Origin of the sequence: Streptomyces sp. NPDC002138 (assembly GCF_040296485.1) — a bacterium.
Taxonomy (GTDB): domain Bacteria; phylum Actinomycetota; class Actinomycetes; order Streptomycetales; family Streptomycetaceae; genus Streptomyces.
Genome location: NZ_JBEOXE010000030.1, coordinates 76579 through 90997 on the forward strand (window position 1 = coordinate 76579; position 14419 = coordinate 90997).

The 14419-nt window shown below is 70.8% G+C and carries 11 protein-coding genes; 2 read left to right on the top strand and 9 right to left on the bottom strand.

Annotated elements, in window-relative coordinates:
• Positions 1–321 precede the first annotated feature (321 nt).
• A complete protein-coding gene (locus tag ABT084_RS20760; RefSeq protein ID WP_351045842.1) occupies positions 322–3018 on the top strand; it encodes a beta-L-arabinofuranosidase domain-containing protein in 2697 nt (898 codons plus the stop codon).
• 77 nt (positions 3019–3095) lie between these two features.
• Here ABT084_RS20760 and ABT084_RS20765 read toward each other — a convergent pair whose 3' ends face one another.
• From ABT084_RS20765 to ABT084_RS20800, 8 genes are all read right to left on the bottom strand, one after another.
• On the bottom strand, positions 3096–4202 hold the full coding sequence (locus ABT084_RS20765; protein ID WP_351045845.1) for an aldose epimerase family protein: 1107 nt from the start codon (positions 4200–4202) through the stop codon (positions 3096–3098).
• Between the two features lie 82 nt (positions 4203–4284).
• Entirely contained in the window at positions 4285–5796 is a 1512-nt protein-coding gene (gene araA, locus ABT084_RS20770; protein WP_351045848.1) for an L-arabinose isomerase, read from the bottom strand.
• 16 nt (positions 5797–5812) lie between these two features.
• Complete coding sequence (locus ABT084_RS20775) at positions 5813–6484, bottom strand: L-ribulose-5-phosphate 4-epimerase (RefSeq protein ID WP_351045851.1); 672 nt, start codon at positions 6482–6484, stop codon at positions 5813–5815.
• 2 nt (positions 6485–6486) lie between these two features.
• Positions 6487–8253, bottom strand: a complete 1767-nt coding sequence (locus ABT084_RS20780) for a ribulokinase (RefSeq protein ID WP_351045854.1) — start codon at positions 8251–8253, stop codon at positions 6487–6489.
• Positions 8254–8363: 110 nt separating this feature from the next.
• Complete coding sequence (yjfF, locus tag ABT084_RS20785; protein WP_351045857.1) at positions 8364–9338, bottom strand: galactofuranose ABC transporter, permease protein YjfF; 975 nt, start codon at positions 9336–9338, stop codon at positions 8364–8366.
• The gene (locus ABT084_RS20790) at positions 9335–10384 is read right to left on the bottom strand and encodes an ABC transporter permease (protein WP_351045860.1); all 1050 of its coding nucleotides are present in this window, start codon (positions 10382–10384) and stop codon (positions 9335–9337) included. The genes yjfF and ABT084_RS20790 overlap by 4 nt, the downstream gene beginning before the upstream one ends.
• Positions 10381–11916, bottom strand: a complete 1536-nt coding sequence (locus ABT084_RS20795; RefSeq protein ID WP_351045863.1) for a sugar ABC transporter ATP-binding protein — start codon at positions 11914–11916, stop codon at positions 10381–10383. Before ABT084_RS20795 ends, ABT084_RS20790 begins: the two co-directional genes overlap by 4 nt.
• 102 nt (positions 11917–12018) lie before the next feature.
• A complete protein-coding gene (locus tag ABT084_RS20800; protein WP_351045866.1) occupies positions 12019–13002 on the bottom strand; it encodes an ABC transporter substrate-binding protein in 984 nt (327 codons plus the stop codon).
• 296 nt (positions 13003–13298) lie between these two features.
• Between ABT084_RS20800 and ABT084_RS20805 the strand changes: the two genes are divergently transcribed.
• Positions 13299–13601: a hypothetical protein gene (locus ABT084_RS20805; RefSeq protein ID WP_351045869.1), complete on the top strand. Its 303-nt coding sequence runs from the start codon at positions 13299–13301 to the stop codon at positions 13599–13601.
• Here ABT084_RS20805 and ABT084_RS20810 read toward each other — a convergent pair.
• Positions 13598–14419, bottom strand: an 822-nt coding sequence (locus ABT084_RS20810) for an IS481 family transposase (protein WP_351045872.1), incomplete at its 5' end; no start/stop codon positions are given. The two genes, ABT084_RS20805 and ABT084_RS20810, sit on opposite strands and share 4 nt — an antisense overlap.

Consider the following 14419-nt stretch of genomic DNA (forward strand, 5'->3'; position numbering starts at 1 on the left):
ACCACCCCCTGATGTGGCGTCAAGACGCGCGACAAGCACACGCAAAACTCTCCACGCCCGACGAGGCGATCCCGGAAAACCGCACTGCAGCCCCCTGGACATGGCCGAGACACCAGGGCTATAAACGGGGGACCCGGTGACGGCGAATTTCGCGCTCCATGCGCCCCGGCAGCCTTTCGGCGCCTGCCCGGCACCTCCCTCCGCAGAGGGACCAGGCCCTCCCGCCCCCTTACTTTCAGCCAGCTCCGCAACGACACTTTGTTAGCGTTAACAGTCATTCGTCGGCCTCTCTGGCTCCACCCCGAAGGAACAGGTTTCGCCATGCCGCCTCCCCCGCTGAGCCGCCGCGATCTGCTCAAGGCAACCGGAATCCTGGCGCTCGCACCGGCCGCCGACCTCGGTCTCGCCCAGGCGGCCGCCGCCGCCGGGGTCGCGGCGTCGCCGTTCGACCTCGGCCAGGTCCGGCTCACCGCGGGCCGGTGGCTCGACAACCAGAACCGCACCCTGGCGTACCTGCGCTTCGTCGACGTCGACCGCCTGCTGTACAACTTCCGCGCGAATCACCGGTTGTCCACCGCCGCGGCTGTCGCGCCGGGTGGCTGGGACGCCCCGGCCTTCCCCTTCCGCACCCACGTGCAGGGGCACTTCCTCAGCGCGTGGGCCCAGGCCTACGCGGGGACGGGCGACACCGCCTGCCGCGACAAGGCCGCGTACATGGTGGCGGAGCTGGCCAAGTGCCAGGCGAACAACGCCACCGCGGGCTTCCTCCCCGGCTACCTCTCCGGCTTCCCCGAGACGGATTTCACCCAGCTCGAGTCCGGCACGCTCAAGAACGGCAACGTCCCCTACTACTGCGTCCACAAGACCATGGCCGGCCTGCTCGACGTGTGGCGTCTCCTGGGCAGCGCCCAGGCCCGGGACGTGCTCCTGGCGCTGGCCGACTGGGTCGACCGGCGCACCGGCGCGCTCTCACGCGGCCAGATGCAGGCGCTCCTCGGCGTCGAGTTCGGCGGCATGAACGAGGTCCTGGCCGACCTCCACCTCCAGACGGGGGACGCGCGCTGGCTGACCGTGGCCCAACGCTTCGACCACGCCGCCGTGTTCGACCCGCTGGCGGCCGGGCAGGACCAGCTGAACGGCCTGCACGCCAACACCCAGGTCCCCAAGTGGATCGGCGCGGTGCGCGAGTACCGGGCCACCGGAACCACGCGCTATCACGACATCGCCTCCCACGCCTGGACGATCTCCACCACCGCGCACACCTATGCCATCGGCGGGAACAGCCAGGCCGAACACTTCCGCCCCGCCGACGCGATCGCCGCCTACCTGACCAACGACACCTGCGAGCTCTGCAACTCGTACAACATGCTCAAACTCACCCGCGAGCTGTGGCAGTTGGATTCCGGACGGGCCGCGTACTTCGACTTCTACGAACGCACCCTGCTCAACCACGTCATCGGCGCGCAGAACCCCGCCGACCCGCACGGGCACGTCACGTACTTCACCCCGCTGAAGCCCGGCGGCCGCCGCGGCGTGGGCCCGGCCTGGGGCGGCGGCACCTGGAGCACCGACTACGACACCTTCTGGTGCTGCCAGGGCACCGGCATGGAGTCCCACACCAAACTGGCGGACTCCGTCTACTTCCACGACGGCACCACCCTCGTCGTGAACCTGTTCGTGCCGACCGTCCTCACCTGGGCCGAACGCGGCATCACGGTCACCCAGTCCACCGCGTACCCCGCTGAGGACACCACGACGCTGCGGGTCACCGGCAGCGCCGACGGCACGTGGTCGATGCGCATCCGCATTCCGGCCTGGACGTCCGGTGCCACCGTGAGCGTCAACGGCTCCGTGCAGAACATCGCCACCACGCCCGGCAGTTACGCCACCGTCACCCGCTCCTGGACCTCCGGGGACACGGTGACCGTCAAGCTGCCCATGCGCGCCGTGCTCCAGGCCGCCAACGACAACCCGGACGTCGCCGCGATCACCTACGGTCCGGTCGTCCTGTGCGGCGACTACGGCAGCACCGCCCTGACCGCTCTCCCGGTCCTCGACCCGGCGTCGATCACCCGGACGGGCACGACCGGCCTCGCCTTCACGGCGACCGCCAACGGCTCGCCCGTCGCTCTCGCCCCGTTCCACGACGCGCAGGGCTTCAACTACACCGTCTACTGGAGCACCAAGGCAGCCGGATTCCGCCTGGTCAACGCGGGCAGCGGGCTCGTGCTCGGCATCCGGGACATGTCCGGCGCGGACGGCGCGCCCGCCCTCCAGTGGTCCGACTCCGGCACCGCCGACCACGACTGGGTCCCCGTGGCCGACGGCGACGCGCTGCGCCTGCGCAACGCCCACAGCGGCAAGGTCCTGGGCGTCCGGAACATGTCCACCGCCGACAACGCCTCCGTGCTCCAGTGGTCGGACACGGGCACCGCCGACCACCGCTGGTCCGTCGTCGAGGCGGCGGACGGTGCGTACGGACTGCGGAACGCCAACAGCGGCAAGATGCTCGGAATCACCGACGCCTCCCTCGCCCAAGGAGCCCTGGCCGTGCAGGCCCCGGACACCGCCGCGCCGACCAGCCGGTGGCGGTTCGTCCCGAGTGGGACCCGGCGCATCCAGAACGTGGCCGGCGGACTCGTGCTCGGTGTGCTGAACATGGCGGCCACCGATGGCGCGCCGGTGATCCAGTGGGGCGACAACGGCACCGCGGACCACCTGTGGACCGCGGTGATCGACACCGCGGGCTATCTGCGGCTCAGGAACTCCCACAGCGGCAAGGTGCTCGCCGTGGAGGGCGACAGCACGGCCAATGGCGCCAGGATCGTCCAGTGGACCGACGACGGGGCGGCCGGCCACCGGTGGCGCCTGCGACACGGCGGCGGCGACACGTTCCGCATCCAGGCCGCCGTCAGTGGCCGTGTCCTCGGAGTCGCCGGTGCCTCCACCAAGGCGGGAGCCCAGGTCGTCCTGTGGGACGACAACGGCACCGCCGACCACCTCTGGCGCTTCGTCTGACCGCACCCGCACCCGTCCCGCGCCCGCACCCGCGCCCGACCCGACCCGGCCGGGCCGGGCCGGGCCGGGCCGGGCTGTCAGCCGCGGTCCGCCGAGAAGCGGTAGACCGTGGTCGAGCGATACTCCTCGCCGGGGCGCAGGAGGGTGGAGGGGTATCCGGGGCGGTGAGGGGAGTCGGGGAAGTGCTGGGTTTCCAGCGCGATGCCCGCGAAGGCCCGGTAGGCACCGCCGCCCGGGCCCGTCAGGGAACCGTCGAAGAGGTGCCCGGTGTAGATCTGCACGCCGGGCTCGGTGGTCAGGCACTCCACTCGGCGCCCGCTCGCGGGGTCGTGCAGCACGGCCGCCGTGCGCGGGCCCTGGCCCTCGTACGGGCGGAGCACCCAGTTGTGGTCGTATCCGCCGCCGGCCAGGACGAGTTGTGGGTGGACCGCGGAGAGCCGCTCGCCGACCGGGCGGGGCTCGGTGAGGTCGAAGGGGGTGGCCTCCACCGGGAAGTGCGGGCCGTAGGGGATCAACTGTCCGTTCACGGGGGTGTACTGGTCCGCGTCGACCCGTAGCACGTGGTCGAGGACCGTGCCGTTGCCCTCGCCCGCCAGGTTGAAGTACGCGTGGTTGGTCAGGTTGACCACCGTGGGGGCATCGACGGCGGCCGCGTACTCGAGGGTCAGCGATCCGGCGCCGTCGAGGAGGTAGGTCACGCCGGCGATCAGCCCGCCCGGGAAGCCCTGGTCGCCGTCGGGGCTGTACAGCGTGAAGCGGACCCCGGCGCGGTCCCGCTCGCGCACCTCGGTGGCGTCCCAGAGGCGGGCGTCGAAACCCTCGGGGCCGCCGTGGAGGGTGTGGCCGGTGGCCTGTGTCAGCAGGCGGTGGACGGTGCCTTCGACGGGCAGTTCACCGTCGGCGATCCGGTTCGCGTAGCGTCCGATCGTGGCCCCGAAGTACCGCGCCTCGCCCAGTAGTTCGGCCACCCCCGCACCGCCCAGGACGACGTTGGCACGCCGCCCGTCGCGGTCCGGGCAGTACAGCGCCTGGAGCCGGGCGCCGAGGGTGAGTACCTCGGCGGTGACGGCTTCCCCCGCGCCGAGGACCCAGCGGTCGATGACGCGCCCGTCCGGGAGGGTCGCGTACGGCTCGCGGCGGACCGTCGGGGGCTCCGCGCCGGAAGGTGAGAGTGCGTCGGACATGGTGTTCCCGTCATCCGGTTCGTGGGCGTGGAAGGGCGGCGCCCGGCCGTGTCGGCCGGGCGCCGCCCTTCCACGGCTGGCGTCAGAAGCCCTGGGCCAGGCGGTGGTAGGCCTGGTTCCAGCGGATCTCCTTGGTGAACTGGCGGACCGTGGTGTCCGCGTCGATGACCAGCAGCTCGGTGCCGAGGATGTCGGCGAGGTCGGCCAGCTCCTCGGTCCCGATCGCACTGGAGAGCACGGTGTGGTGGGGCGCGCCGGCCGTCAGCCACGCCTCGGTCGAGGTGCGCAGGTTCGGGCGCGGCTGCCAGACCGCGCGCGCGACGGGGAGGTTCGGCAGCGGTTCCAGGGGTTCGACCACATCGATCTCGTTGGCGACGAGGCGGAAGCGGTCGCCCATGTCGGCGAGTCCGACCACGACGGCGGGACCGGTCCGGGCGTCGAAGACGAGGCGGACGGGGTCCTCGCGGCCGCCGATGCCGAGCGGGTGGACCTCGCAGGACGGCACGTCGGACGCGATGGTCGGACAGACCTCCAGCATGTGCGCGCCGAGGATCAACTCCCGCCCCGGCTCCAGGTGGTAGGTGTAGTCCTCCATGAAGGAGGTGCCGCCCGGCAGCCCGGTGGACATCACCTTGAGCGTGCGCAGCAGGACCGAGGTCTTCCAGTCGCCCTCGCCGCCGAATCCGTAGCCGTCGGCCATCAGCCGCTGTACCGCCAGGCCGGGCAGCTGGCGGAGTCCGCCGAGGTCCTCGAAGTTGGTGGTGAAGGCGCGGAAGCCGCCGGCCGCCAGGAAGCCGCGCAGGCCGAGCTCGATGCGGGCGGCGTAGCGCAGCGAGTCCTGGCGGTCCCCTCCCGGGCGGAGCTCGGGGACGAGGCGGTAGGTGTCCTCGTACTCCTTGACGAGTTCGCTCACGTCGGCGTCCGTGGTCGCGTCGACGGCTTCGACCAGGTCGTTGACGCCGTAGGTGTTGACCGAGACGCCGAAGCGGAGCTGGGCTTCGACCTTGTCGCCCTCGGTGACGGCGACGTCGCGCATGTTGTCGCCGAAGCGTGCCAGCTTGAGGCTCCGCAGCTCGGCGCGTCCGGCCGCGGCCCGGGCCCAGGAGGCGATCCGGGCGGCGACCGAGGGGTCCTCGACGTGTCCGGCGACCGTCTTGCGGGCGACCCCGAGCCGGGACTGGATGTAGCCGAACTCGCGGTCCCCGTGGGCCGCTTGGTTCAGGTTCATGAAGTCCATGTCGATGGATGCCCAGGGCAGTGCGACATTGGCCTGGGTGTGCAGGTGGAGCAGCGGCTTGCGCAGTGCGTCCAGACCCGCGATCCACATCTTCGCCGGGGAGAAGGTGTGCATCCAGGCGATGAGGCCGATGCAGGCGTCGTCGGCGTTCGCGTCCAGGCAGATCCGCCGGATCGCGCCGGCGTCGGTGAGGACGGGCTTCCAGACGATGTTCACCGGGATGTCGCCGTCGCCGAGCGCGTCGGCGATCCGGCGGGACTGCTCGGCGACCTGACGCAGGGTGTCGTCGCCGTACAGCCCTTGGCTGCCGGTCAGGAACCAGACCTCGCGGCCCTCGATTGCCTTCTGTGCCTTCATGGGGGCGTGAGTCTCCTTAGCGGTCAGCGGGCTGCTGGCCGTACACGTTCTGGTAGCGGTGGTTGAGCGCGTCGATGTCGTCCTGCGCGATCGGCAGGGGTTCACCGAGCTGGCGGGAGATGTGGACGGTGCGGGCGACGTCCTCGCACATCACGGCGGCCTTGACGGCGGCCTTGGCGTCCTTGCCGATGGTGAAGACGCCGTGGCTCTTCATCAGGACGGCCGGTGAGCGGTGGTCCCGGAGCGTCTCGACGATGCCCCGGCCGATGGAGTCGTCGCCGATCAGGGCGAAGGGGCCGACCGGGATCTCGGCGCCGAACTCGTCGGCCATGGCGGTCAGTACGCAGGGCACGGCCTCACCGCGCGCGGCCCAGGCGCTCGCGTACGTCGAGTGGGTGTGGACCACTCCCCCGACGTCGGGCCGGTGGCGGTAGACGTAGGCGTGCGCGGCGGTGTCCGAGGACGGCAGGTGGTCGCCCTCGACGACCTTGCCGTCCAGGTCACAGAGGATCATGTTCTCGGGCGTCAGCTCGTCGTACGCGACGCCGCTGGGCTTGATCACCATGAGGTCCTCGCCGGGGACGCGGGCGGAGACGTTGCCGGCCGTCCAGACGACGAGGTCGTAGCGGACCAGCTCGTGGTGGAGGTCGCTGACCTGGCGGCGCAGCACATCGATCGGTGAGCTCATGATCAGACCTCGATCTTCCGGGCGGCGGCCGAGGTGGCCCCGGGGGCGGTTCGGGGGGCGGTTGGGGCGGCGGTTGGGGCGGCGGTTCGGGAATCGGTGAGCGCCGCGTTGCGCAGGGCGCGGAGGCGGTGGAGGAGTTTGTCGGAGCCGGTGCCGAAGTGGTCGTGCAGGGCGCGGTATTCGGCGTAGAGGCAGTCGTACGCGTCGGCGCGCGCGGTGTCCGGCTGGTAGGCCCCGCGCCGTACGCGGCCCATGGCGGCGGCCGCGGAGCGCACGTCCCGGTACGCGCCGGCCGCGACGGCGGCGTGGATGGCGGAACCGAGGGCGGGGCCCTGGGCGGACTCGGCGAGGGAGACGGGTCGGCGCAGCACGTCGGCGTAGATCTGCATGAGCAGGGGGTTCTTCTTGAGGCCGCCGGTGACGATGAACTCGGTGACGGGGACACCGCCCCGCTCCAGGGCGTCGACGATCGTGCGGGTGCCGAAGGCGGTGGCCTCCAGCAGTGCGCGGTAGATCTCCTCGGGGCGGGTGGCGAGGGTGAGACCGACGATGACGCCGGAGAGGTGGTGGTCGACCAGGGTGGAGCGGTTGCCGTTCATCCAGTCGAGGGCGACCAGGCCGTGGCCGCCGACGGGCTGGTCGGCGATCTTGCGGGTCAGCAGCTGGTGGAGGTCCTCGCCGGTGGCCTCGGCCTCGGCCAGGTAGTCGGCGGGTACGCCCTGGCGAAGCCACCAGGCGAAGATGTCGCCGACCGCGCTCTGCCCGGCCTCGTAACCGTAGGCGCCCTCGACGATCCCGCCGTCCACGACGCCGCAGATGCCGGGTACGTCGGCGAGGGCGGGGCCGTTGACGACGTGGCAGGTGGACGTGCCCATGATGGCGAGGAGCTGCCCGTTCTCGACGGCCTGGGCAGCCGGGGCGGCGACGTGGGCGTCGACGTTGCCGGTGGCGACGGCGATGCCCGCGGGCAGTCCCGTCCATGCGGCGGCCTCGGCGGTGAGGGAGCCGACCCGGTCCCCGAGCGGCGAGAGCGGGTGCTCGAGGCGGGTGCGCGCGAAGTCGGCGAAATCGGGGTGCAGGGCGCCGAGGTAGTCCTCGCCGGGGTACTGGCCGTCCTGGTGGATGCCCTTGTAACCGGCCGTGCAGGTGTTGCGGGTCTCCAGGCCCGCGAGCTGCCAGACGATCCAGTCCGCGGCCTCGATCCAGCGCTCGGTGGCGGCGTAGGTGTCCGGGTCCTCCTCCAGGACCTGGAGCGCCTTGGCGTACTGCCACTCCGCGGAGATCTTGCCGCCGTACCGGGAGATCCACTTCTCGCCGCGAAGGTGGGCGAGGTGGTTGATCCGGTCGGCCTGCCCCTGGGCGGCGTGGTGCTTCCAGAGCTTGGGCCAGGCGTGCGGGCGGACACCGAGCGCGGTTTCGGCCAGCGGGGTGCCGTCGGCCCGTACGGGCAGGACGGTGCAGGCGGTGAAGTCGGTGGCGATGCCGATGACGGCGGCCGGGTCGATGCCGCTCGCGGCGACCGCGGCGGGGACGGCGGTGCGCAGCACCTCCCGCCAGTCCTCGGGGTGTTGCAGGGCCCAGTCGGGCGGCAAGGCCTGGCCGGTGGTGGGGAGTTCGTGCTCGATGACACCGTGCGGGTACACGTGGACGGCGGAGCCGACCTCCTCGCCGTCGCGTACGCGGACCACCACGGCCCGGCCGGAGAGGGTGCCGAAGTCGACACCCACGACATGACTCTCCGTGGTCTCGGTGGGAGGGATCACGGTCACTTCACATCCTTCGTACGGAGCCCCGAGCCGGCGGAAGGGTGCCGCCGGGGGCACCGCTCGGTTTTTATGAGCGTGGACAATCGGGCCGAGGCGAGCGGCCGGCCGGGCGGTCAGGCCTTGCGGCGGCCGGCGATCAGGCGCTGGAGCATGATGAAGACGAACAGCAGGCCGCCGACCACGATCCGGGTCCACCACGAGCTGAGCGTGCCCTGGAAGCTGATGACGGTCTGGATCAGGCCCAGCACGAGCACGCCCAGGGCGGTACCGAGCACGTAGCCCGAGCCTCCTGTCAGGAGCGTCCCGCCGATCACCACGGCGGCGATCGCGTCCAGCTCCAGACCCACCGCGTGCAGCCCGTAGCCCGAGAGCATGTAGAAGGTCAGCAGTACCCCGCCGAGCGCCGAGCAGAAGCCGCTGACGGCGTACACGGCGATCTTCGTCCGGCCCGCCGGGAGCCCCATCAGCAGGGTCGACTGCTCGCTGCCGCCCAGCGCGTACACGTTCCGTCCCAGCCGCGTGTAGTGCAGGACCACGAAGGCGATCGCCAGCACGCCCACCGCGATCAGTGCGCTGGGTGAGACGAACACGTCACCGGGCAGGGCGATCCTGGTCTGGGCGAAGGCCGTGTACGTCGGGTCGGTGATGGAGATCGAGTCGATGCTGATCGTGTAGCAGAGGCCGCGGGCCAGGAACATACCGGCGAGCGTCACGATGAAGGGCTGGATCTCGAAGGAGTGGATCACCCATCCCATCGCGAGTCCGGCGCCCGTCCCCACCACCAGGACCAGGGGGATCACCAGCAGCGGCGGCCAGCCGTGCTGTTCCACCAGCCAGGCGGAGATCATCGTCGACAGTGCGACCATCGCGCCGACCGACAGGTCGATGCCTCCGGTCAGCACGACGAAGGTCATGCCGACGGCGACGACCAGCAGGAAGGCGTTGTCGATGAGCAGGTTGAGCAGCACCTGCCCGGAGAAGAAGCCGTCGTACTGAACGGATCCGGCGCCGAACATCGATGCCAGCAGGGCCGATGTGACCATCAGCGGGATGTACGCGCGGCCACGGGCCGCCGCGATCGCGCTCATGCCCCCACCTCCGTGTTCTTCTCTGCCGCCAGCGGACGCGGCCTCGCGGCGGGCCCGGTCCGGGCCCGCCGGCGCGCGGCCTTGGCCCGGAAGGCGGGTGACTGGATCAGGCAGACCGCGATCACCACGAAGGCTTTGAAGACCAGGGTGGTCTCCGGCGGGATGCCGATGGTGTAGACGGTGGTGGACAGGGTCTGGATGATCAGCGCACCGATCACCGTGCCGCCGAGCGAGAACCGCCCACCGGTCAGTGAGGTGCCGCCCACCACCACGGCGAGGATGGCGTCCAGCTCGATCCAGAGCCCGGCGTTGTTGCCGTCCGCGCTGGAGACGTTCGAGCTGATCATGAGCCCGGCGATCCCGGCGCACAGCGCGCTGAAGACGTACACCAGGCCGATCAGGCCCATGGCCCGGATGCCGACCAGGCGGCTGGCGACCGGGTTGCCGCCGACCGACTCCAGCAGCAGGCCGAGCGCCGTGCGCCGGGTCAGCAGCGAGGTGAGCAGCACGACCGCACCCGCGAGCAGGATCGCGAACGGCATGGTGAGCCAGTATCCGCCGCCGATCAGCTTGTACGGCTCACTGGTGACGGTGACGATCTGACCGTCCGTCACCAGCTGTGCGACGCCTCGTCCGGCCACCATCAGGATGAGGGTGGCGATGATCGGCTGGACGCCCGCCCCGGCCACGAGGGCGCCGTTGAGCAACCCGAGGACGAGAGAGACCGCCAGGGCGATGGCGACGGCGCCGAACACCGTACCGGGGCTCGCCGGATCGGCCGCCCCGCTGATGTGCAGGCAGGCCAGGGCGCCCGCGATGGCGACGGTGGAGCCCACGGAGAGGTCGATGCCGCTGGTCGCGATGACCAGCGTCATGCCCAGCGCCACCAGGATCAGCGGGGCGCCGAAGTGCAGGATGTCGATCAGGCTGCCGTACAGGTGCCCGTCCTTGATCCGGATCGCGAAGAAGTCCGGAGTGAACGCCACGTTGGCCAGCAGCAGGGCCGTGAGCGCCGCGGCGGGCCAGAAGAGGCGGTGCTTGGTCATGACCGGGCTCCGCTCGCGATCGTCGTCATGATGTGCTCGGGGGTGAGCGAGCCGTCGTTCGGCAGCTCGGCGACCAGCCGGCGGTCGCGCAGCACGCCCACCCGGTGGCTGAGCCGCAGCACTTCCTCCAGCTCGGCCGAGATGAACAGCACGGACATGCCGTCCTGGGCCAACGCGGCCACCAGCTTCTGGATTTCGGCCTTGGCCCCGATGTCGATGCCCCGGGTCGGCTCGTCGAGGATCAAGAGCCTGGGGTCGGTGATGAGCCAGCGCGCCAGCAGGACCTTCTGCTGGTTGCCGCCGCTCAGATGGCGCACCAGCGCCTCGGGGTTGTCCGGGCGGATGTCCAGGGACCGGATCCAGCGCAGAGCGATCTCGTCCTGCTTGGCCCGGGAGATCGGGCGCGTCCAGCCGCGGGCCGCCTGCAGGGCGAGGACGATGTTCTCGCGGACCGTCAGCTCCGCGACCAGGCCCTCGTTCTTGCGGTCCTCCGAACAGAAGGCGATCCCGTGCGAGATCGCGGTGCGCGGGGTGCGCAGGGCGACGGTGGCGCCCTCGATCCGCACCGAACCCCGGCTGCTGCGGTCGGCGCCGAACAGCAAGCGGGCCGCCTCCGTCCGCCCCGATCCCAACAGGCCTGCCAGGCCGACGACTTCACCGGGCTGGATGCTGAGGTCGTACGGTTCGATCGCACCGGTACGACCCAGGCCCTCGGCGCGCAGGAACGGCACGGCCGTGGCCGGTGCCGCGGGCTCGCGGCGGGCCGTCTCCGACAGCTCCTCCAGGGTTCCCAGCTCGCCGCCGATCATGCGGGCGATCAGTTCGACCTGGCTCAGCTCGCTGATCGGGTACTCGCCCTCCAGTTTGCCGTTGCGCAGGATGGTCATCCGGTCGCAGATCTCGTAGATCTGGTCCAGGAAGTGGGAGACGAACAGGATCGCCACACCCTGGTCGCGCAACCGCCGTATCACGGCGAACAGTTGCCGCACCTCATCGCGGTCCAGGCTGGAGGTCGGCTCGTCCAGGATCAGCACCTTGGCCGAGACGTCCACCGCCCGGGCGATCGCGACCAGTTGCTGGACCGCGATCGAGTAACTGCCCAGCGGGGCGGTGACGTCGATGTCCAGGTCGAGGTCGGCGACCAGCTCCGCGGCCTGGCGGCGCAGGGCCGACCAGTGGATGAGGCCGAAACGGCGCGGTTCACGGCCGATGAAGAGGTTCTCCGCGACCGAGAGGTTCAGACAGAGGTTGACCTCCTGGTACACCGTGCTGATCCCGGCCTGCTGCGCCTGCAGCGGGCCGGCGATGTGCACGGTCCGGCCGCCCAGGACGACCTCGCCGCCGTCCGACTCGTAGACGCCGGTGAGCACCTTGATGAGGGTGGACTTGCCGGCGCCGTTCTCACCCATCAGGGCGTGCACCTCGCCGGGGAAGAGCCGGAAGTCGACTCCGTCCAGCGCCACCACTCCCGGGAACTCCTTGCGGATCCCGTGTAGTTCCAGGACCGGTTGCAGTGCGTGGTGCGCAGGCATCCGCCCCTCCTTTCATGGTCGCGACCGCCGACCGGCCGGTCCGGAGCCGCCCCCTCGGGGGCGGTCCGACGCGGACCGGTCAGTTTCTGGTCGCGGGGCAGGTCAGTACTGGCGGGTCGGCAGGGCGGCCGCGGCCTGGTCCTGGGTGAAGACGCCCTCCTCGGTCTGGATCCGGCGCGGCACCTGCTCACCGGCCTTGACCTTCTTGATCAGCTCCATCAGCTGGTCGCCCAGGAGGGGGTTGCACTCGACGACGACGTTGATCTTGCCCTGGCTCATCGCGGTGAAGGCGTCCTTGACGCCGTCGACCGAGATGATCTTGATGTCCGTGCCGGGCTTCTTGCCGGCCTCCTCGATGGCCTGGATGGCGCCGAGGGCCATGTCGTCGTTGTGCGCGTAGAGCACGTCGATCTTCGGCTGGGACTTCAGGAAGGCCTGCATGACCTCCTTGCCCTTGGCGCGCGTGAAGTCGCCGGTCTGGGAGGCCGTGATCTTGAACTTGGGGTCGGCCTTGATGACGTCGGCGAAGCCCGCCTTGCGGTCATTGGCCGGGGCGGAACCGGTGGTGCCCTGCAGCTCCACGATGTTCACCGGGTCGCTCTTGCCCTGGTAGTCCTTCACCAGCCAGTCGCCGGCCTTCTTGCCCTCCTCGACGAAGTCCGAACCGAGGAAGGTGGCATAGAGCGACTCGTCCTTGGAGTCCACCGCGCGGTCGGTCAGAACGACCGGGATGTGCGCGGCCTTGGCCTCCTTGAGCACGGTGTCCCAGCCCGACTCGACCACCGGCGAGAAGGCGATGACGTCCACCTTCTGCTGGATGAACGAGCGGATGGCCTTGATCTGGTTCTCCTGCTTCTGCTGGGCGTCGGAGAACTTCAGCGTGATCCCGGCCTTCTTGGCCGCGTCCTGGACGGACTTGGTGTTGGCCGTGCGCCACCCGCTTTCCGCGCCGACCTGGGAGAAGCCCACGGTGAGCTTGCGACCCGAGTCTTTGCCGTCGGCCGAGCCGCTACCCCCGGACCCGCAAGCGGACAGAACGGCGACCATCGCGCCGGCGACCAGGGCCGCCGCAGCTCTCTTGGACATCTTCGGATTCCTCTCGGGTGGGAAGGCCGCTCCCGGCGCGGACGGATCGACCCTGGAGGGATCGACGGGCCGGCGCCGACCCCCGTGGGAGGCGGCGGGAACGCCGTTCGGGGCGCTGGGCGCCCGGTGCGACGTGGTGCGGGCGGCGGGGCGGACCGCGTCGTCCGTGTTACCGGGATGGTGCGGTGCCGTTTCGCCTGAGTGCGATTGTTAGCGCTCACAATTGCCTGGACAAGGGGCCCGTCGCCCCGTTACCCAATCTTGACCAGGCTCTCGTCGGGACGGGCGGCGCCCTGGTGACGCCGAAGACCGGACCGGCCGCCGAGCCCTCCCGGGCCGCGGCCGGGGAGATGCCCACCGGCCCGGAGCGGGTCTCCGGCGCGTTCCGCACGGCGAGGGCGTCCGGCGCCGAGGAGCGGGAGACCGCGCGCACCGAGGCGCGGCACCCCTCTCCGCAGGCCGCGCCGTACGCGCCCTACGCGCCCTACGCGCCCCGCAGCGGCGTCCGGGTCTGCGACGTGGCTGGTGGCGCGGCCGGCGGCGGGGCGGCATCCGGGGTGGTCACACAGTTCGAGGGGCGGGCGGAAGACGCGGGCTAGGTGTATTGCCCAGTGAGGTTGGGGACGCGGCTGGCGGGTGGTTTGCCTGCGAGGGCGGTGTGTCCGCGGTGGTGATTGTAGGTGTGCAGCCACTTGGGGAACGCGTCGCGTCGTTCCTGTTCTGACTGGTAGGGCTTCGCGTAGGCCCACTCGTCCAGGAGGGTGCGGTTGAGGCGTTCGACCTTCCCGTTGGTCTGTGGGCGGTAGGGCCGGGTTCGTTTGTGGGTGATCCCGGCCGCTGCCAGCAGGTCCCGCCAGGCGTGCGATTTGTAGCAGGAGCCGTTGTCGGTCAGGACGCGCTCGACGGTGATCCCGACGCTGGCGTAGTAGGCCTGGGCCCGCTGCCAGAACGCGGTGGCGGTTTCCTTCTTCTCGTCGGCCAGGATCTCGCTGTAGGCGAGGCGGGAGTGGTCGTCGACGGCGGTGTGGATGTACTGGTAGCCGACGCCGGTCTTGGTTTTGCGGCTTGCTTGCCGGCCGAGGATCTTGTGGCCGCCGCCGTCGGGGATGTTGCCGAGTTTCTTGATGTCGACGTGGACGAGTTCGCCTGGGCGTTCGCGTTCGTAGCGGCGTATGACCCGGCCGGTCGCGCGGTCGGGCCATGCCAGGCGGGCGATCCGGTATCGGGTCAGGACGCGGTGGACGGTGGAGGGCACCAGCCGCAGGTGGTGGGCGATGCGGGCCGGTCCCCACCGGCGCAGGATCCGGACTTTGATGATCCGGCGCTCGGTGCGGGTGGGTGTCCGCCGGGGGCTGTGGTGGGGGCGGGAGGAGTTGTCGGCCATCCCGGCCTCGCCCATGGCCCGGTAGCGCTGGGC